This is a genomic window from Scrofimicrobium sp. R131, from assembly GCF_040256745.1.
GTDB classification, from domain to species: Bacteria; Actinomycetota; Actinomycetes; order Actinomycetales; family Actinomycetaceae; genus Scrofimicrobium; species Scrofimicrobium appendicitidis.
Window position 1 is genome coordinate 1,129,785 of the sequence record NZ_CP138335.1, and the last position, 18,690, is coordinate 1,148,474.

The 18,690-nt window shown below is 61.4% G+C and carries 16 protein-coding genes; 11 read left to right on the forward strand and 5 right to left on the reverse strand.

Annotation, left to right across the window (positions count from 1 at the left end; translation table 11 throughout):
• Positions 1 to 8 precede the first annotated feature (8 nt).
• Positions 9 to 1,052: an L-idonate 5-dehydrogenase gene (locus tag SAC06_RS05245; protein ID WP_350257250.1), complete on the reverse strand. Its 1,044-nt coding sequence runs from the start codon at positions 1,050 to 1,052 to the stop codon at positions 9 to 11.
• Between the two features lie 14 nt (positions 1,053 to 1,066).
• On the reverse strand, positions 1,067 to 2,497 hold the full coding sequence (locus SAC06_RS05250; RefSeq protein ID WP_350257251.1) for an Nramp family divalent metal transporter: 1,431 nt from the start codon (positions 2,495 to 2,497) through the stop codon (positions 1,067 to 1,069).
• 150 nt (positions 2,498 to 2,647) lie between these two features.
• Here SAC06_RS05250 and SAC06_RS05255 point away from each other — a divergent pair, with 150 nt between their 5' ends.
• On the forward strand, positions 2,648 to 3,355 hold the full coding sequence (locus SAC06_RS05255) for a FadR/GntR family transcriptional regulator (protein WP_350257252.1): 708 nt from the start codon (positions 2,648 to 2,650) through the stop codon (positions 3,353 to 3,355).
• A gap of 32 nt (positions 3,356 to 3,387) precedes the next feature.
• On the opposite strand, the gene SAC06_RS05260 is transcribed toward SAC06_RS05255, so the two are convergent.
• The 3 genes from SAC06_RS05260 to SAC06_RS05270 form a co-directional block, all read right to left on the reverse strand.
• Positions 3,388 to 3,711 (reverse strand): hypothetical protein, encoded by a 324-nt coding sequence (locus tag SAC06_RS05260; protein ID WP_350257253.1) that lies wholly within the window; start codon positions 3,709 to 3,711, stop codon positions 3,388 to 3,390.
• Between the two features lie 592 nt (positions 3,712 to 4,303).
• Positions 4,304 to 4,915: a hypothetical protein gene (locus SAC06_RS05265; RefSeq protein WP_350257254.1), complete on the reverse strand. Its 612-nt coding sequence runs from the start codon at positions 4,913 to 4,915 to the stop codon at positions 4,304 to 4,306.
• Between the two features lie 68 nt (positions 4,916 to 4,983).
• Positions 4,984 to 5,436: a hypothetical protein gene (locus SAC06_RS05270; RefSeq protein ID WP_350257255.1), complete on the reverse strand. Its 453-nt coding sequence runs from the start codon at positions 5,434 to 5,436 to the stop codon at positions 4,984 to 4,986.
• Between the two features lie 344 nt (positions 5,437 to 5,780).
• Between SAC06_RS05270 and SAC06_RS05275 the strand changes: the two genes are divergently transcribed.
• The 10 genes from SAC06_RS05275 (at position 5,781) to SAC06_RS05320 (ending at position 18,660) form a co-directional block, all read left to right on the forward strand.
• The gene (locus SAC06_RS05275; RefSeq protein WP_350257256.1) at positions 5,781 to 7,403 is read left to right on the forward strand and encodes an ABC-F family ATP-binding cassette domain-containing protein; all 1,623 of its coding nucleotides are present in this window, start codon (positions 5,781 to 5,783) and stop codon (positions 7,401 to 7,403) included.
• 80 nt (positions 7,404 to 7,483) lie between these two features.
• The gene (locus tag SAC06_RS05280) at positions 7,484 to 8,506 is read left to right on the forward strand and encodes a LacI family DNA-binding transcriptional regulator (protein ID WP_350257257.1); all 1,023 of its coding nucleotides are present in this window, start codon (positions 7,484 to 7,486) and stop codon (positions 8,504 to 8,506) included.
• 169 nt (positions 8,507 to 8,675) lie between these two features.
• Positions 8,676 to 10,538 carry a glycoside hydrolase family 2 protein gene (locus SAC06_RS05285; RefSeq protein ID WP_350257258.1) on the forward strand — a complete coding sequence of 621 codons (1,863 nt, stop codon included), beginning with the start codon at positions 8,676 to 8,678 and terminating at the stop codon, positions 10,536 to 10,538.
• Complete coding sequence (locus SAC06_RS05290; RefSeq protein ID WP_350257259.1) at positions 10,535 to 11,614, forward strand: sugar ABC transporter permease; 1,080 nt, start codon at positions 10,535 to 10,537, stop codon at positions 11,612 to 11,614. Before SAC06_RS05285 ends, SAC06_RS05290 begins: the two co-directional genes overlap by 4 nt.
• A gap of 1 nt (position 11,615) precedes the next feature.
• Positions 11,616 to 12,461, forward strand: a complete 846-nt coding sequence (locus SAC06_RS05295; protein WP_350257260.1) for a carbohydrate ABC transporter permease — start codon at positions 11,616 to 11,618, stop codon at positions 12,459 to 12,461.
• A 28-nt stretch (positions 12,462 to 12,489) separates the two neighbouring features.
• Positions 12,490 to 13,878 carry an extracellular solute-binding protein gene (locus SAC06_RS05300; RefSeq protein WP_350257261.1) on the forward strand — a complete coding sequence of 463 codons (1,389 nt, stop codon included), beginning with the start codon at positions 12,490 to 12,492 and terminating at the stop codon, positions 13,876 to 13,878.
• Between the two features lie 102 nt (positions 13,879 to 13,980).
• On the forward strand, positions 13,981 to 15,006 hold the full coding sequence (locus tag SAC06_RS05305) for a LacI family DNA-binding transcriptional regulator (RefSeq protein ID WP_350257262.1): 1,026 nt from the start codon (positions 13,981 to 13,983) through the stop codon (positions 15,004 to 15,006).
• Between the two features lie 120 nt (positions 15,007 to 15,126).
• Positions 15,127 to 16,047 carry an ABC transporter ATP-binding protein gene (locus tag SAC06_RS05310; RefSeq protein WP_350257263.1) on the forward strand — a complete coding sequence of 307 codons (921 nt, stop codon included), beginning with the start codon at positions 15,127 to 15,129 and terminating at the stop codon, positions 16,045 to 16,047.
• On the forward strand, positions 16,047 to 16,832 hold the full coding sequence (locus SAC06_RS05315; RefSeq protein WP_350259157.1) for an ABC transporter permease subunit: 786 nt from the start codon (positions 16,047 to 16,049) through the stop codon (positions 16,830 to 16,832). Before SAC06_RS05310 ends, SAC06_RS05315 begins: the two co-directional genes overlap by 1 nt.
• A 250-nt stretch (positions 16,833 to 17,082) precedes the next feature.
• On the forward strand, positions 17,083 to 18,660 hold the full coding sequence (locus tag SAC06_RS05320; RefSeq protein WP_350257264.1) for a BspA family leucine-rich repeat surface protein: 1,578 nt from the start codon (positions 17,083 to 17,085) through the stop codon (positions 18,658 to 18,660).
• Positions 18,661 to 18,690: the final 30 nt, after the last annotated feature.

Consider the following 18,690-nt stretch of genomic DNA (forward strand, 5'->3'; position numbering starts at 1 on the left):
CCCAACAGTCACGCCAACTTGATCATCACTTTCGAGGACCCGCTGGTCCGGTCCGCGGCCAATTCAAAGCCGCGCTCCGCCTCGTCCATCGGCACCTCGTGGGTCATCAGCGGGGTCACGTCCAGCCCCTGGGCCATCAACGCCAGTGCATCGGTGATCTCGTCGACAAAACGATAGGAGCCGCGCAGGTTGATTTCGCGCGTAACCAATCCGCCCAGGGAAGCGCCGACCTCGCTGAGTGGCAGGTTACCGACCTGCACCATCGTCCCGCCGCGGCGGATAGCAGCGATGACACCGCCCCAGGCCTGCGGAGCACCAGAAGCCTCGACCGCTACGTCCACGTCGACGGGCAACTGTTCACCCGATGAGAGGTCGATTATGCGATCGGCGCCCATCTCCTCGGCAATCCGCAAGGAGGTGGGGGACAGGTCTGCTGCGATCACCTGTCCGGCCCCAGCAGCCCGGGCGGCGGCTACAGCCAACGCCCCGATCGGCCCACAGCCGTTGACCAGAACCGTTCGCCCCGACACGTCCCCAGCCCGATTGAGGGCGTGCAGGGCGACCCCGAACGGCTCCGCTAATGCTGCCTCGCGGGTGGTGACCCCAGCCGGAACGGCGCGAAGCTGATCGGGGCGAACGGCTCGCTGAGAGCTGAACAATCCGGCCTCGTGGGGGTCGAACGCCGCCGAGCCAAAGTAACGCACCCTGGGCCACAGGTTTGACTGGGGACTGCGATGATTCAACCCGGAGCCAGCCCCAACCAGGGTGGCAGGATGCATGGTTACGGCGCTGCCGACCTCGATCCCGGAACCCGCTAGGTGCTCGGCGGCATCCTGACCGATGTGCACGACTCGACCCGCTCCCTCGTGTCCTAGAATCAACGGGTCCTTCAGGGTGGCAGTACCGGAAACTCCACTTTGCACGTAGGCAACGTCAGAGCCGCAGATGCCTCCCCACTCCATTGCCACCACGACGTTGTCATCGGTAGGAATGGGGTCTGGAACCTCATCTATGCGTAGGTCGTGGGCACCGTGCACTACGACAGCCTTCATTTGTTGACTTCCTTTCAGGCGAGTTTGATCCCAAATTGGTCTAGCAGAGCGATTAGGCCAACCGCGAAGACTGCAACCGAAGAGAAGAGCAGGTAGGCCGTGAAGACGGGGCCATCCTTGATTCGGGGATCGGTTTGAGTGCGGCGTAGGTACAGCACTGCGACGACTACGGCCAGCAGGAACAGTGCGTTGCCGATGCCGGCCAGGATGATCATTTGGACGGGGGACTGAATGAAGAAGTAGAACAGCGCCCAGATGATCGGCAGGATGACCATCAGCGACCGGAGCCACAGGTTGCGCTTTCGCAGATCGGTCCACTGGAATGCGCCAAAGATAGCCAGCGTGTTGGATACCTGGCGGGCAAATCCCGGAATGTTGGCCAAGATTGTCTTGATCAGGGCGATGCCGGCGCCGAACAGGAAGACGTACTTCGACCAGCCGCCCATGACGTCTGTGAACATCCGGGAGAGAACTTCGAGTACCTCGTTCCCCTCCGGCTCTAGGCCCTGCGGATAGAGGACGGCTGCACCCAGAATGTAGAAGGCCGCGGTCGCGGCGGTGTAAACGATCCAGGCCAGGAACGCGTCCTTTTTCATCACCGAGATCCAACCGTTGGCTCGCTTGGCCCATTCATCCGAGCCGTCGTTCGGGCCGGTGTAGCGCGCGTATCCCTTCTCCACGCACCAGTAGGAGTAAGCGGTCACTTCGCCCGCTCCGACGCCGGTCATCCCGAACATAGCCAGGGCCACCCCCATGGTGCCGGCGGCGATCTGGAAGGTGAGGCCTTCGCCCATTTGGGAAGCTGTCCACGCGAGGGGAGTGAACTCGATCCCGATCGCGAGTCCAACGACGATCAGAGTCACGATCGCCACCAGGACGGTGGAGACTCGTTCAATCACGGAGTAGCGATTGGTCAGTTGGACCGCAATGGCGATCACCACGATGATAATGAGCCAGGTAGCGATCGACAGGGTGGAGAAGGGGTCGCCTCCGACCGGCATCAACATGCTCATTGCCAGGGCGCCGGTGCCCAGTACGCCACCTTGGCCGATGACAATTTGGATGAACATTAGGAGGCCAATGTAAGAGATCCAGCCTCGGCCAAATATCTTCGGAGGGACGTCGTTGTAGCCGTCCATGGATGTGCGGCCGGTTGAGATCGACCATCGAGCCAGCTCGATCTGGACTGCTACTTTGATGAAGGTTGAGACCAGGACCAGCCAAAGGAGAATCAAGCCGACTTTGGCTCCGAGGATGGTGGCGGTGATCAGTTCGCCGGAACCGACTACGGCGGCGGAGGTGATGAAGCCGGGGCCAAAGAAGGCCCAGCTTCCGCGCCACCCCGTGGGTGGCTCTTTGATATCAGCAGGGTCGAGAACGTAGGGATCGGATAGGTCACTTGGGACCGGCTTTGAGACTGCCGGCGCTTCATTGCGTTCGGTCATCGGATTCTATCTTCCTTGAGAGTGATTGACGGTAGCGGTGTCGGCTGAACAACATCGCTAGGAAGATAGTATCCATGTTAATTAATAGTATCAATAGGTTTTGATAACTTATGCTAGATTGGCCTTGTCACCCCACCTGAAGGCCAGACCATGTCAACCAACCTCTACGATCAGTTGCTCGATCAACTGGGTATGTCGATTGTGGACGGGACGCTGCCGGCCGGCACACGACTGCTCCTGTCTGACATCGAGGAACACTACGATGTCTCTCGCACAGTCGCGCGCGACGCGATTAAGGTGCTAGAAGCGCTTGGACTGACGGTAACCAAACGGCGCGCGGGGATCGTCGTGCAGTCAGCAGAATCTTGGCAGGTACTTGATCCGATGGTGATCGCCTGGCGGTTGCGCGGGATGCAGCGAGATCGACAGTTGGCGTCGTTGGTCGATGTGCGCGAGGCCATTGAGCCGAGAGCAGCGGCCTTGGCCGCGCGGTCAGCGTCGGGTGAGCAGAGCAGGCGCATGGTGGAGTTGGCAGCGATCATGACTGAGCTGGGTCAACGCGGTCTGGGCCGGTCGGAAGCCTATTTGGATGCGGACCTGGAGTATCACCGCCTGCTGCTTGAGTCCAGCGGAAATGAGATGCTGGCCGCGATGTCCGGCATGGTCGAGGCCGTCCTGCGGGGCCGCAGTCAGACCGGCCTGACCCCCGCCCGGCCAGACGACCGCGCACTGGCCTATCACGAAGCCATTGCCGCAGCGGTCCGGTACGGGGAGTCAGAAATGGCTGAACAGGCATCGCGAGATCTTTTTGGGGTGATTAGGGCTGAAGTGCTTGACGAACACGGGAACGTGACCTAGCCAGCGGGCCGGAGGCAGGTAGCCGACTGTGGTCACTCAGTCGGGACTTCCCGTCTTTCTTGCTCAGGCAAGAGGTCGTCGTCTGTGCCCTTTGGAACCATAGAGGTGATGGTGGGGTGCAGGATGAACGCGGCCACGATGCAGATCATTGCTGTTGGTCCACTGGTCAACCCGCGCAAGTGTAACTCCAGAAATTGCAGGAGGACTGCAAGGGGGTGAGAAAACTTCTCCACCCCGGGAGAGAACGCCCAGGCCATCAGCACCGTTTGGGTGGCGAAGTTGATCAAATAGATGACCACGCCAATGAGGTAGAGCCGCTTGGCGACGGTGACAATGTTGTCCCGAGTGAGCGTCATTTTGCTTGTTGTCCTTCCTATACCAGCCACGCTGGGTCTCGCCTACGGTGTGTCAGTGACAGCGATACTGGGCCGGGAGTGGATGTAGGGAGCCTCCCACGCACGGATTCCTCCTTGAAACGACGTGCGGCAATCTGTTTGGCTGATTGCGTATAAATATTTATAGTACATGCGGACTGGGAGGGTCAAGGATGCCCCTGTTGCACCAGGTGAGGGCGGCGATTCGCGAATTGGTCGCGGCTAATGTTAGTTGTTGAATTTGTAGATCGGGCGGCAGAGGTGTGTCCGAGCCGTAACGGCGCGTGTTTTCGGTCCTGCTACGCTCTTTCATCCGTGCCGGGGTGATTTGGTCCGAATGAGGCACAGACTTTAACGATGTTTGTGCAGGTCAAACGCATGTTACTCCAGCTCGGACAATTCGATTGTCGCCTGGAGGTAGCATTTTGGGGGATAGTCTGCTAGCTACTTTTGTTTAGTGGCGGGTCCAGCGGCAGGGGATCAGGCAGACTGAGATCGGAGCGCACACCGGTTGGGGTGCAGCCGGCAGGGGCCTTTTGAAAGCTTCCGCCCTTCATGGCCTCAAAGATGGTCGCTATAGTTCTCCCATATCATGGGTGTAGCTACCGTTCGAGTCTGGCCAAATCTGATTGTGCGTGATCCCATCGTCTCCGGTCACGGAACACGGCCAGCGGGGATCGCAGCGGTCTGATTGTGGCACGTAGCCGCCACCACTGCCGCTGCTCCCAGTGGTGCCGGTCCAGTCTTCCCGGGAGCTGCCCTCCGACCAGTCGCTGTCCCAGGTGCCAGTCCAACCCTCACCAGCTCCGCTTCCGCCGCCGTTGTTGGCGGCGGCTTGGCTCGCGGCTTGGGTGGCCGCATCGGCCGCGCTCTTTTGCGCTATCGACGCATCGACCTTCTTTTGTGCGCCCTGCAAGGCTTTCACCTGTTCCCCAACCAGAGCCTCAGCCCCAACCAGGTCAACATCAGTGAGGGGCTTAGAGAGTTGTTCAACCAGGGACTTAGCCGTCCCAATGGCATCTTCTAGGGCCGTTCTGGTCTTGTCGTCAGCGACCTTACCTTTTGAGTCAGTCAACACCTTGCCGGCGGCTTCCACCTGCGCCTGCAAGTCAGCCACCGCACCCGAAACCGCGCCTTGCAGTTCCTCGCGCACGGCCGCCACCTCGCCCGCCACACTACCGGTCACGTCTACAAGGTCGCTCGTTGCCGCCTCGATAGCAACTTGGGCTTGCTCCAGCTGCGCGCGGGACTGTTCTAGTTCCCCCACTGGGGGGCGAAGCTCATCGTTGACCACATACACCTCGCGCCCCCCCCGCCGCTTGCCCCGCCACTCTGGGTACCGCTTTGCGCACCACTTTGAGCATCGCTCTGGTCTGCCACACGACGCTCAATCGCCGGGTGAGCCGTCAACGCGTCCTTCACGCCCGCTTTCAAGGCGGCGATCTTCGTGTTCAACTCCTGGCGTGCCTCTTCCAGTCCCAGGTCACCGGTTGCCTGGTCCAACTCTGATGCGCGCACCAGGGCAGCGTCAGCTAGGTCAAGCAATTCGGCCAAATTTCCGGCAGCATCCGCCCACGCCTGAATCTTGACATTGTTCTGGTGGGAAACCACCGCCCAGGCGGCCCCCGCCCCAGCTAGTGCCAGCACCAGGGCAACCACCCCGGCCACCACCGGCCACCTCCGCCAAACCTGCCTACCCTGACCCATCCCACTACCTCTCGGAATACTGCCCAAATGTTCCTTCCCAGGCTATCCCGACCCTCCGACAAGACTGACTAAAAGCACCAGCCTGAATGCGCTCCGTTGCGGTCTATGCTCTATCTTCGCCACCCGGCCCCAGGCCCGTCTACCACCAGTGTCAGCAGAACTGCAGAGTCTGGCAGCTAACTTTTGTATACGGTATCGTGAACGTCATGTGGCATTACTTCATGTAGCAGTTGAACGGCCGGACCGCACTCGTTGAGACTATCCGAGGTGGCGGTCTTGTGCCGTGCCTCCGTTCCCACATTTGCCCCTTTTGCGCTTGATGGCGCGTTCCTTTCGGAGGAAACATGTCTGCTATTCACTCTGCGCGTTCGCGCGCCCAAATCGTCCTGACTGGAGCCGGTGTCACCCGGGGAAGCACCCGGGTTCTCAGCGGCGTCGACCTGACCGTAAATCCATCGACTCGACTGGCCGTCGTCGGCGAGAACGGCCGGGGAAAAACCACGTTGCTCCGGATCCTGGCCGGTTTGTTGCCGCTGGACGAGGGAACGCTCAGCCGGGTCGGCACCTTGGCTTTGGCTGAGCAGGAACTGTCCACTGCTGACGGCCGCACTGTGGGCGAGGCGGTGGCCGATGCCATGCGGGAGGCCCAGGCCGCCCTGGCTGAGCTGGATCAGGCGGCATTAGGTCTGGCTGACTCGTCCCCGGCTGCTGAGGATCGCTATGCGCGTGCCTTAGACCGGGCCGAGGAGCTGGACGCCTGGGATGCTCGGAGGCGCCTGGAGGTGGCGCTGGCTGCACTCGAGGCGGAGCAGGACTGGGACCGACCATTGGCCACCCTTTCCGTGGGTCAACGCTATCGGGTGCGGCTGGCCTGTCTGCTTGGTGGGACCGCCGACTTCTTGCTGCTGGACGAGCCGACCAATCACTTGGATCGGGATGGGCTCGAGTTCCTCACCGGGCGCCTGAAGGATCGGGCAGGAGGGGTGGTCCTGGTCAGCCACGATCGGGCGCTGCTGTCAGACGTGGCGGATACCTTCTTGGACTTGGACCCGACTGAGGATGGCCGGCCTCGCCTGTACGGGGGAGGTTACCAGGGGTATCGCGAGGGGCGCCGGGCCGCTTGGGATCGGTGGGAGCAGGCCTATCGGAGTCAGGAGGAGGAACGCACGCGCCTCGCCGCCGACCTCCAAACCGCCCAGGACCGCCTGGTCACCGGCTGGCGCCCACCGAAAGGGACCGGCAAACACCAGCGGGCTACCCGAGCTCCGGGCCTGGTTCAAAGCGTGCACCGGCGTCAAGAAGCACTGGCTGCGGTGGCGCTGGACGTTCCACGGCCTCCGAAACCGCTCTGCTTTCCCGACCTACCGGCGCGAACTCAGGAGGGCTTGCTCACCGCCCAACAGGTCCAGGTCTCGGACCGGCTGAGGCAGGCAGTCTCACTTTCAATTTGGAGCGGCACCCGACTCCTGGTGATCGGCCCCAATGGGGCAGGGAAGTCCACCTTACTGTCGGTCCTGGCCGGTGAACTGCCCCCCACTTCAGGCACAGTGCTGCGCTCGCAATCTGCACGCATTGCGTACCTCCGACAGGAAACAGAACTGCCGAAGGACAGGTTTGCTAACGACGTCTACGCGGAGCATCTGGATCGACTAGAAGTTCGGGAAGGGCTGACCGGTCAAGAGTTGTGGCCCCTGGAATCGTTTGGCCTGTTGGAGCCGGAGGAAGCGGATAAGCGGATCGGGGAGATGTCGATGGGACAGCAACGAAGATTCGAGCTGGCCCTGGCTCTGTCGGGTCGGCCAGACTTGCTGATCTTGGACGAGCCCACCAACCACCTATCTCTGGCCCTGGTTGACCAACTCACTCAGGCGCTCCTACGCACGGAAGCAGCCGTGGTCCTGTCGACTCACGATCGCCAACTGCTGCGAGACCTGGAGGACTGGTCCCGCCTGGACCTGGGGGTCTAACTGAGGATCGATTGTCCGTGTTACTGTCAACTAGTTGACATGAATTGCACCGATGCGCATGTGGGGGAAGTGAACGGACCTTGAACCGACGACCGGCCACCATGAACGACGTCGCCAAACGGGCAGGAGTGTCCCAGCGGACCGTCTCCAACGTGGTCAACAACCATGTCTATGTCTCGGAGAAAACTCGTCAAAAAGTGCTGCGCGCCATCAAAGAGCTGGGCTATCGCCCAAATGTGATTGCGCAGGGTTTGCGGACCGGGCAAACCAAAATTATCGCCCTGGCCGTTCCCAATGTAGCTTGGCCCTACTACGGGGAAATAGCTCACGCAGTTCAGACCGAGGCCAGAGCTAATGGTCTCACGGTATTAATGCTCGAAACTGACGCGGAACTAGAAAAGGAACAGCAAGTCCTAAACCTATTCGGCTCCAATCTGATCGATGGCATCATCTTCTCGGCCGTTCGCCTTCGCGCAGAGGACCTTCGAGATCTGCCGGCCTCAACCCCCGTGGTGTTGATTGGGCACCATCAAGCGGGGGCTAGCCGGCCAAACCTTCTGGCCGATGTCAACCGCGCCGCCCAGGACCTGGTCGAGCACCTGTACCAGCGGGGGGCGCGCAGTTTCCTGCTGCAGGGATCTACCAGTACCCCAATGACAAGCGGGCCCGGCCTTTCGCGTCAAGCCGGTTTTGTCGCGGGATTGGAGGGCCTGGGCTCACCCGAAGTTACCTGGGAGATGCTGCCCAGCGGTTGGACCTATCGAGAGGGCTTTGACGCGCTACGAGAGTGGCTGACCGACCATCGGCCTCCCGATGCGGTTATCTGTATGAACGACATCATGGCGATTGGAGCAATTCGAGCTCTGGCGGATGCCGGGATTCGCGTGCCGGACGACGTGTTGGTCACCGGCTGGGATAATACTCGAGAGTCAAGTTTCATGGTCCCCAGTTTGACCACGATTGGCCTAGACAAAGCAGAGTTGGCCCGCCGAGCGGTGGCGTATTTACTCGCAGAAAAAGCCGGGAAGCGGAATTTCCCCGAAAAAGAGTTTGTGCCCCACGAGTTACTTGTGCGGGAATCGACCGGAGGTCAGCAAGACTAATTTCCTGGTCGGCGCGGCCCCTGTTCGGTTTGGATACAATCGACTGGGCATTTGGGTGAGCAGCAACCGCCCACAGGCCCAGGTGACGGAGTGGGCCTTAGTCCATCCTGTGGGCTAGATCACAGTTTGCTACGTTGCAAACTTCAGAAATTTGCCTCACGATGTCTTCATGACAGTCGATGAAGACCCGCTCCACAGTTGGAGCGACGAGAATTACCCCCGGCCGCTGCTCTTTCGGTCCGCTTGGGCTCCGCTCAACGGTCCGTGGGAGTTTGCGGCAGATCCGGACAACTGCGGCCTGGAACAAGCCTGGTTCGCCGCCGACTGCGAGGCATTCGCAGAGGTGATTCAGGTGCCGTTTCCTCCGGGTAGTCCCAGCTCCGGCGTCTGGGGGGACCAGCCCGAGCAAGTTCCGGAAGTGGTCTGGTATCGAAAGACACTGACCGCCGAACAGCTCCGCCAACTCACCGAATCGGACCGGGTGCGCCTGAACTTTGAAGCGGTGGATTACCGCGCCGACGTCTGGGTCAACGGCCAACACCTGATCACGCACGAGGGAGGCTACACGCCGTTCTCGGCGGAGTGGCCGCGCCTGACCCGGCAGGCGGTCGAAGTGGTGGTGCGCTGTGAGGATTCACGGAGCCCCAGTCAGCCGCGAGGGAAACAGGCATGGCGGGACCAGGTGGACTCAATCTGGTACCACCGCTCTACCGGAATTTGGCGCGACGTCTGGATCGAAGCGGTTCCCACCCACACCGTCGAGAATTTCCAGTGGGAGACCGACCTGGTCCGCGGGGCGCTGAGGGGAACAGTCGGCTTCAACCGCTTCGTCCCCTCCGGCTCCACCCTGGAACTGCGCCTGCGACGCGGTCCGGAGGTGGTCGCCTCTTTGACGCAGGCCGTCAGCGGGCTCTTCGCCCAGGTACAGTTCGATCTGCCCATGCTGCGGAACCGAATGGACTGGACGGATTGGGTTTGGTCGCCGGAACATCCGCACCTGCTGGACCTGGACCTCACCCTGACCACCACCAGCGGACAGGACCGAGTCCTGTCCTACGTGGGACTCCGGACAGTCGAAGCGGGCGCGCAGTACCTGCACCTGAACCGTTTGCCCGTGTACCTGCGAGGAGTGTTGGACCAGGGGTATTGGCCCGACACCTACTTCACCGCCCCGAGCCCCACCGCCCTCAAGCGGGATGCCGAACTGGCGTTGGAGCTCGGCTTCAACTTGGCCCGGATTCACGAACGTAGTGCGGATCGGCGCTATCTCACCTGGGCGGACCGGTTAGGCCTGATGGTTTGGGCCGAATTTCCATCGACCTATGCCTTCGATGAGGACGCGGTCAGGGCCGTTACCGCCGAGTGGACCGAACTGGTGCTGCGCGACCGCGCCCACCCGTGCATCGTTACCTGGGTGCCGTTCAACGAGTCGTGGGGAGTGCCAGAGATTGCCTCCGATCCCCGACAAAGTGCATTCGTCAGTGCCGTCGTGTCACTCACCAGGGCGCTCGACCAGACCCGGCCGGTCAGTGCCAACGACGGGTGGGAACAACTGGAAACCGATCTGGTGACCACACACGACTACGGGGCGTTCGGCTCGGAACTGCGGGCCAACTACCACAGCCAGGAGGCGGTGGCCCGGTCGGTGGGTGGGGTGGGCCCGCAGGGAAGGCTCACCCTCCTGAACCAGGATTGGGCCGGTGATCGCCCGGTGTTGGTCTCCGAGTTTGGCGGAGTCTCGCTGTCGGAAAAGGCCGGCTGGGGATACTCGGTCGCCACCAACTCGGCAGAGCTTGCCGACCGCTTGGACCAGTTGTTCTCCGCTCTGTGGGACTCTCCGGTGCTGGCGGGATTCTGCTACACCCAGCTGACCGACACGGCGCAGGAAGCCAACGGGTTGTGCTGGCCGAACCGCCAACCCAAAGTCCCGCTGGATCAATTGCACGCGATTATCTACCAGCCGCAGCGGCACCGGGACCAGATCCGTCCGCGCCTGATCACTGAGGAAACCCGTCCGGGAGGTGAATCATGACCGTTGGAGTCAGTTGGACCAAAGCTCGCCAGTGGCTGGGGAACTTTGTCTTCGTCATTCCGTTTCTAGTTGTCTACGGAGCCTTCATTCTCTACCCGGTGGTTCAAGCCGTGCTGATGAGCCTGTTCGATTGGGACCTCCTCGGCAAAGCCCCGCAATGGACGGGAATGGACAACTACGTGCGCATGCTCGGTGGGGTTGGTCTCCAGTGGGGGATCGGCAGCTACTGGCCGCTGCAACTGATTTGCCTGCTGGGTGGAATCTGGCTGCTGATCTGGGCGTGGCGTCGCCGCCGCCTCGGGGCCGGCGAAATCCTGCTGGTGGTAGTCCTCCTGCTGTTGGCATTGGCCCTCGGAGTCCATCCGGGTGAAGGCGGAACCTGGAACGACCCGCGTTTCTGGAACGCTTTCAAGAACACGGTCTTGTTCACCGTGATTTCCACCCCGATTATCGCGGGCCTCGGCCTGGCGTTGGCTTTAGCGCTGAACTCTGGGCGGCGGGGAACCGGGATTTACCGGGCGCTCCTGTTCCTGCCCTACGTCTTGCCAGTTTCGGTGGCCACCCTGATCTGGAGCTACCTGATGAACCCGTCCCGCGGGCTGATTGCCCGGGTCACCGAGTTCTTTGGCCTGGGGGCCATCCCCTGGCTCTCCGACCCCCGGTTTGCCATGGGTGCCATCATCGTCACCACAGTTTGGTGGACTGTCGGGTTCAACATGGTTCTGTTTGGGGCCGGGTTGCAGGACATTGATCCAAGTCTGTACGAAGCGGCTGCCCTCGACGGGGCCGGGCCCTGGCGTCGGTTTGTCAGCATCACCCTCCCGGGCCTGAAACACGCCACTTTGCTGGTGGTGGTCACGCAGGTAATTGCCTCCTTCCAGATCTTCGGTCAGGTCAACATCATGACCAATGGCGGACCCGGGGGAGTGACCGACGTGCTCGTCCGCTACATCTACCAGACCGGATTTAGGGACGCCCAACTGGGGTACGCCTCAGCCATGTCGCTGTTCCTCTTTGTCGTCATGGTCCTGGTCTCCCTAATTCAGTTCCTGATGTCTCGAGAAAGGAAGAGCTGACATGGCCCGGAAGACAAACGTGGCAAGCACGGTCCGCACCGGGCGCTACCACCTCCCGATGTTCATCTTTGTGGCTCTGTGGTCCCTGCCGATGCTTTGGACCCTGTCGCTGTCACTGACCCCAAACTCGATGCTCAAGACCAACTCGCAGTCCCTGTGGCCCCAGGGACTGACCCTGTCGAACTACCTGGATGTGTTCCGGACCGGGATGACTGGCCAGTGGTTCCTCAACTCTGTGGTGGTTTCGGTGGTGGCCACGGTGATTACCGTCTTTGTCTGCGCCACGGCCGGCTACGCCTTCGCGAAGCTGTCTTTCCCGGGCCGGATGCTGGTTTACGCCCTGACTCTGGCCGGGATGATGGTGCCGAAAGAGGGGATGTTTATCCCGCTGTTCATCATGTTTGGCGAGTTGGGCCTCCACAACAGTTTTGCCGGTCTGATTCTGCCCAGAATCGCCTTCCCCCTGGGTGTGTTCATCATGACGCAGTTCTTCGCCCAGGTGCCCGACGAGATACAGGAGGCGGCCCGGATGGATGGCGCATCGTCGTGGCGCATCTTCTATTCGATCATGTTGCCGTTGGCCCGGCCCGCCCTCATCGCCCTGGCGACGTTCTCTTTCGTCCAGACGTGGAATGACTACCTCTGGCCGCTCGTGTCCTCGACGAAGCCAGAAATGTTCACCATCACGACCGGGCTTGCCTCGTTGCAGGGGACCTTCGCCCAGTCGACCGAGTTGGGCTCCCTGATGGCCCGGGGCATAGTCGGAGCCCTCCCGCTCCTACTCTTATTCATTTTCTTCCAGAAGTACCTGATCCGAGGCATCACTATGTCCTCGGGAGAGAAGTAAAGCAGAACCAAAAAAAGGAGAGAAACCAATGAAAAACCGAAATCTAGGCCTATTGGCGGCGCTGAGCGTCACCGTTGGCCTCACCCTGACCGGATGTGGTGTCAGCGGGAGCTCAGAGTCCGAGAGCGGTGCCGCCTCGGGTGACTCGGCTGCCCCCGTCGACATCATGGCGGTGGAAGACGACCAGCTCCAGGGGGCGACTATCCGCCTCGCCCGATTCTTCGGGGACTGTCAGGAAACCACCGAAGGGGTCACCGATCTCGACAAAGCCACCACCGAGTGCGAGGCAATCCAGATTCTCACCAATAAGTTCGAGGCGGAAAACCCCTGGGGGATCAAAGTTGAGCGGATGGGTGGCGCGGCCTGGCACTCGTATTACGACGGGTTGAACGCGGCCATGGCCAGCTCGGATCGCCCCGACCTGGCGGTCATGCATGGCTCCAACCTGCCCGAATATGCGGATCGTGGGCTGCTGGTCGAGGTGCCTGCCGACCTTGGGGTCGACCCCGCCGACTTCACCGCCGCTGCCAGCGCCGCCACCGAGTTCGACGGGAAGCAGTACGCGGTCCCGTTCGACTCCCACGCCATCGTCTCCCACCTGAACATGGACATCCTGAACGAGGCTGGGCTGGTGGACGCCGATGGCACCTATCAGATGCCCACTTCCGTGGAAGAATTGTACGCGGATGCGAAGGCAGTCAAGGAGAAGACCGGGAAAACTTACCTGGACATTGCTCTGACCGGCGATCCGATGGGCAGCCGATTCTGGGAAGCAATGATCTACCAGCAGGGCGGCGAACTGATCAACCTGGAAACCGGCGAAGCCGAGATGGACAGTGATGCGGCCAAGCAGGCGTTGGAGGTAATCAACACCCTGGCCCAGGAAGGTTACACCGATTCCACCCACGATTACGACGGATCGGTGCAAGCATTCCTGCGCGGAGATTCCGCCATTATGTACAACGGATCCTGGGCGGTGAACCAGTTCGATGCGGAGGCTCCGTTCGACTACCAGGTGGCCGACGCTCCGATGCTGTTCGACCAGCCCGCAACCTGGGCTAACTCGCACACCTGGGTGGTGCCGGTGCAGGACTCGGCCGACCCGGTCCAGTATCGAGCCGCGTTCGAGTTGGCTAAGTTCTACAACGAACACACTGCCGACTGGGCGATCAAGACCGGGCATATGCCGGCCTCGCAAAAGGCCCTCGAATCTGAGGAATACCTGGCTGCTCCCCACCGCGATCAGTACCTGGAGACGGCCAAGAACTACGGCACCTTGCCGCCTCGGATCGTCCAGTGGCCGGCGGTGGACGCGGCGATCCAGGAGGGAATTGAGGCGACCTGGTTGAATGGCCAGCCGATCGACTCCACCCTGAGCGACCTCCAAGCTCGCGTGTCAGGGATCGTGTCAAACTAGGCTGACCATTGGCGAGGGCACCTGTCTAGGTCTTAACCTGGACAGGTGCCACTCGTGTTAGGGTCAGTTGTCTATCCAGGGTGATTTTGGGCAGGAGGTCTCATGGGCCGACCGGCAACCATGCGCGATGTTGCGAAGAGAGCACGGGTCTCTCAACGAACTGTTTCCAACGTGGTGAACAACTACGTCCACGTCTCCCCGGACACCCGTCAGCGGGTTCTCGACGCGATTGAAGAGCTCGGCTACCGGCCCAATGTGGCCGCGCAAAGCCTCCGGGCCGGTCGGACGAAGATTATTGCCCTGGCTGTGCCGAACATTTCCTGGCCTTACTTCGGCGAAATCGCCCACCTGGTGCAGGCGGAGGCCGAACGTCGCGGCTTCACACTGGTGGTGGCGGAGACCGAGGGAGCGCTGGAAAAGGAGTTGCAGGTCTTAAAGGGCTTCAATGCGAACCTGATCGACGGCCTGATCCTGTCCTCAATTGAACTGGGGGAAGAGGACATCCGGCAGCTGGGTGCCCCGATCCCGCTGGTCCTAATTGGCGAGCGGATCAGCGGCGCCGGCCGCCCGCACTTCCAAATCGACGGGTACCGGGCCGGTCGCGAACTGACCCGACATGTCTACGACCAGGGTGCCCGCACGTTCCTGTTCGTTGGTTCCACCACCACAACCATGACCGAGGGGCCCGGCCAGGAACGGTTGGGTGGGTTCCTTGCGGGACTGGCCGCGTTGGGGGTGACGTCCGACGCCTGGACCAGCATCGATTGCCAGTGGACCTACAAGGGCGGATTCCGGGCGCTCCGCAGCTGGCTGGGCCAGCACCGACCGCCGGACGCCATCCTCTGCATGAACGACATTGTCGCCTCCGGGGTGATGCGAGCCCTGGCCGACGCCGGTTACCGGGTGCCAGCCGACGTGTTGGTCGCCGGCTGGGACGACACGAGAGAAGCGAAATACCTGATTCCGTCCCTGACCACCATTGCCCCGGACAAAGAGGAGATCGCCCGCCTGGCAGTTCAGTCCCTGGCGGAAATGCTGCAGTCAGGTCGGCATCAGGGAAGCGACAACCTGGTCAGCCATCGACTGCGGGTGCGCGAGTCGACCGTCAGGGATGCGGGCAGGAACTGACCGCGACGTTCGCCCTGGTCAGCGGCGTGTCTGCTCCGGACGCGGACCCAAGGAGTACCATACGTAGCGGTACTGACTTGATGGGCAGACCGGTCAAAGGCCCCGGTGGAAGGATTCCTAATGTCTGCGGTGATTCAAACCTGGGGTCTTCATAAACGATACGGCCAGCATCCGGCCCTGGAAAGCCTCGACCTAAAGGTGGAAGAGGGGAGTGTCTTCGGCCTGATCGGCCCCAATGGGGCGGGAAAGACGACCACTCTCCGGATCCTCTTGGACATTATCCGCCCGACCGCGGGCAAGGTCAGCGTGCTGGGGGCGGATCCCCGTGTGGGCGGGGCCCGGCTGCGCCAGCAGATCGGATACGTTCCCGGTGAGCTGCGCTTGCAGGGACGTCTGCGCGGCCGCGACCTGCTTGAGCGCCTGGCTCAGATTTCCGGACCGGTCCCACCGGGAGCCATTGAGCAGTTGGCTGAGCGGCTGGGGGCTGACCTGAGCCGGCCGGTCCGAACCCTGTCCAAGGGGAACAAACAGAAGCTCGGTTTGATTCAAGCCTTTATGCACCAACCTAAGCTCCTGGTGCTAGATGAACCCACCTCCGGGTTGGACCCCCTCGTTCAACGGGAGTTCCTGGGCCTGGTGAGGGAGGCACGCTCGGCCGGTCAAACGGTGCTGCTCAGCTCCCACGTCCTCAGCGAGATCCAGCAGGCGGCCGATCAGGTGGCCGTTCTCTCCGAGGGGAAGATCGTGGCCGAAGGCCCGGTCGCATCGTTGCGCCTGGCAAGTATTCGTCGGGTGCGGGCCACCGTCACCGGGTGGAACGAGGCTGACATCCGGGAGGCATTGGGATCACTTCCCGAAGTGACTGAGCTGTTGCTGGCGCCCGACGCGGAGCAGGTGCGGGTGTCTCTCACCTGGCGAGGCGAAATCGACCCGTTGGTTCGCACCCTGACCGCTGGAACCGTCCGGGACCTGACGGTAGAGGAACCCGACCTAGAAGAGTCGGTGCTCAGCTTGTACGCGCCGGAAGGGGAGGGACAGTGATGCCCATTTACCGCGGAATGATGGTTGACGGTTGGCGCTCGTTCCTCGCCTGGCTGGTAGGGTTTGCCGCGCTCATTTTGCTTTACCTGCCGCTGTACCCGTCGATGAGTTCGCCGGAGCTAGTGTCACTGCTTGACTCCCTTCCCAAACAGCTGGTGCAGACGATTGGCTACGACCAGATCAGCACCGGGGCCGGCTACACGCAGTCCACGTTCTTTGGCCTGATGGGCTTCCTGCTGCTCACTGTTGCCGCGATTGCCTGGGCAGCCAGCGTCACCGGCGGCGCTGAAGAGTCGGGCGAGTTGGAGCTGACCCTGGCTCATGGCGTCAGCCGGGTGCAGTACGGGATGGAAAGCTCCTTGGCACTGCTGTCCCGGCTGGTACTGATCGGGGTCCTGGCCGGGATCTTGATCTGGCTAGTTGGGGGACCCGCCGGGTTGGAGCTGGAAGCCGGCAACCTGGCGGCTGTCGTCCTGGCTTGGGTGGGACTTGGTCTGATTGCGGGCGCGGGGGCGTTTTTTGTCGGGCTGGCTTCCGGTCGGCGAACCTGGGCGATCGGAGCGGGTGCGGCAGTGGGAGTGGTGGGGTACCTACTGCAGGCACTGGCCAAAAACTCCGAGTCGCTCGAGTGGATGAAGTACCTCTCTCCTTACGATTGGGCGTTTAGTCAACAGCCGCTGTCCAACGGGTTTGACTGGGGTGGATTGGCCCTCCTTTGGGGCCTGTCCGCACTGCTGATTGTGGGCGGCGTGTTCGTCCTGTCGCGAAGAGACATTCTGGGCTAACTGTCACCATCCCATTTGGGGGCCACCGACTCTGTCTGGTGGCTCCCGCTTCAGTGTTTGCGCACTCGGCTCAGTGCACGCTGAACCTTGCTCAGAGCCCAGACACTGAGTTGACCGGCACCAACACTGGAACCAGGTGCTTAGTCCACTTACATGACTAAACCGAACCCGCAGCCGCAGCGAACCGGATTAACCTCAGCATTGGCATACCCATGCCAGGTCATCCCACCAGGAATACAGAGGATAACTCGTGAAGCAGACTTTCAGGAAAACCAAGGTAGTCGCCGCCGGAGCCCTGTGCGGCGCCTTGGCGCTTGCCGGAACTACCAGTGCGCTGGCAGCGGGTGAAGAACCACCCCAATCCGGCCCGGCCGTTGAGGTACCAGGTGCACCTGCCCAACCAATCGCTCCCGCCTCGATTCCCGTGGGCGGGGTCTCTGGCGTGTGGGGTGAGGTGAGCTGGCAGATCGATGAGGCCGGGGTCCTTGAGATTGGCCCCGGGCACCTGTTCGACCAAATGGACATGTCACAGGGTTGGCGCGTTTACAGTGACGACATCACCAAGGTCGTCTTTACCGGTCCGGATCCGACCATTTTGGCCGAGAATAGCTCGGGACTGTTCCAAAACATGTACTTGGTGACTGAGTTTGAAGGGTTGGAGAACGTCGATGCCAGCCAGGTTCGGACTCTCGCCAACGCCTTCTCCAGCCTGCTTGCGCTGCAGACGCTCGACCTGTCCAGCTGGGACACCTCCAGTCTGCAGGATTTGAGCTTCACCTTTGCGGGCAGCTTCGCGCTCACTTCATTGGATGTCTCCACTTGGAACACCTCCAACGTGACTTCTCTCTTCGCTACCTTTGCGGCTTGCGAAGCTCTTGTCGACCTCGATATCTCCAATTGGAATGTCGGCCAGGTCCAATCGATGAACATCACGTTCCTGCATGCAAACTCACTAGAAGAACTAGATCTCTCCAACTGGAACCCGGCTCAGAACTATTCCCTCAGCGGCACCTTCTCTGAGATGGCGTCGTTGCGCTCACTGAACCTGGCGGGTTGGGACCTATCTAACGTGACCGACCTGGCCTCGATGGCGGCCAACACCCCGTCTCTGGAGACTCTGGACCTGTCGGGGTGGGATACCCGGCACATCTTCAGTAGCTCACTGATGTTGCAGAATTCCGCGGTCAGCACCCTGATTCTGGGAGAGAACACCGTCCTGTCCCTGTTTAGCGACCTGCGTGACTTGGCCGCTGACGACGTGTTCACCGGCAATTGGGTGGAAATTGGATCCGGAACGGTGGACGAGCCGCGTGAGTCTTCCTGGGAGGGGACTAGTTCCGATCTGCTCACCCGGACCCAGGATGTGCGCGAAGCAGGAACCTATGTCTTGCAGCGGCATACCACCGTTGAATTTGACGCTAATCACCCAGATGCGACCGGGTCTGTGGCGGCGGTGACGGGGCGAACCGGTTTTCCGGTGCTGATCCCCGCCAACGAGTTCGAGGCCGCCGACTACACCTTCAATGGCTGGAATCTGGCTGCAGATGGAACTTCGACCCATTTCAGCGTGGGGGAGAGCGCGTACTTTGGGGGCGGTACCACCACTGTGTTCGCCCAGTGGGTGCCGGTGGATGTCGATCCCGACCCGGAACCAGAACCCAGCCCGACGCCGGACCCGGACGAGAAACCGGAGGACAAGCCAAAAGACTCCGAGAATAAGGACCTGGCCCAAACCGGGGCGAGCGGCCTTTGGCTCGGGCTGGCGGCACTGGGTCTGCTTGGACTGGGAGCTGGCACCACCGTGTGGTCGCGCCGGCGCAATGCCTAGTTACTGAACGGGTGGGGCGGGTCGCTAAAG

Coding starts and splice junctions, on each gene's coding strand:
- SAC06_RS05245 (WP_350257250.1), bottom strand. CDS start 1,052: ATGAAGGCTGTCGTAGTGCACGGTGCCCACGACCTACGCATAGATGAG.
- SAC06_RS05250 (WP_350257251.1), bottom strand. CDS start 2,497: ATGACCGAACGCAATGAAGCGCCGGCAGTCTCAAAGCCGGTCCCAAGT.
- SAC06_RS05255 (WP_350257252.1), top strand. CDS start 2,648: ATGTCAACCAACCTCTACGATCAGTTGCTCGATCAACTGGGTATGTCG.
- SAC06_RS05260 (WP_350257253.1), bottom strand. CDS start 3,711: ATGACGCTCACTCGGGACAACATTGTCACCGTCGCCAAGCGGCTCTAC.
- SAC06_RS05270 (WP_350257255.1), bottom strand. CDS start 5,436: ATGGGTCAGGGTAGGCAGGTTTGGCGGAGGTGGCCGGTGGTGGCCGGG.
- SAC06_RS05275 (WP_350257256.1), top strand. CDS start 5,781: ATGTCTGCTATTCACTCTGCGCGTTCGCGCGCCCAAATCGTCCTGACT.
- SAC06_RS05285 (WP_350257258.1), top strand. CDS start 8,676: ATGACAGTCGATGAAGACCCGCTCCACAGTTGGAGCGACGAGAATTAC.
- SAC06_RS05290 (WP_350257259.1), top strand. CDS start 10,535: ATGACCGTTGGAGTCAGTTGGACCAAAGCTCGCCAGTGGCTGGGGAAC.
- SAC06_RS05295 (WP_350257260.1), top strand. CDS start 11,616: ATGGCCCGGAAGACAAACGTGGCAAGCACGGTCCGCACCGGGCGCTAC.
- SAC06_RS05300 (WP_350257261.1), top strand. CDS start 12,490: ATGAAAAACCGAAATCTAGGCCTATTGGCGGCGCTGAGCGTCACCGTT.
- SAC06_RS05305 (WP_350257262.1), top strand. CDS start 13,981: ATGGGCCGACCGGCAACCATGCGCGATGTTGCGAAGAGAGCACGGGTC.
- SAC06_RS05310 (WP_350257263.1), top strand. CDS start 15,127: ATGTCTGCGGTGATTCAAACCTGGGGTCTTCATAAACGATACGGCCAG.
- SAC06_RS05315 (WP_350259157.1), top strand. CDS start 16,047: ATGCCCATTTACCGCGGAATGATGGTTGACGGTTGGCGCTCGTTCCTC.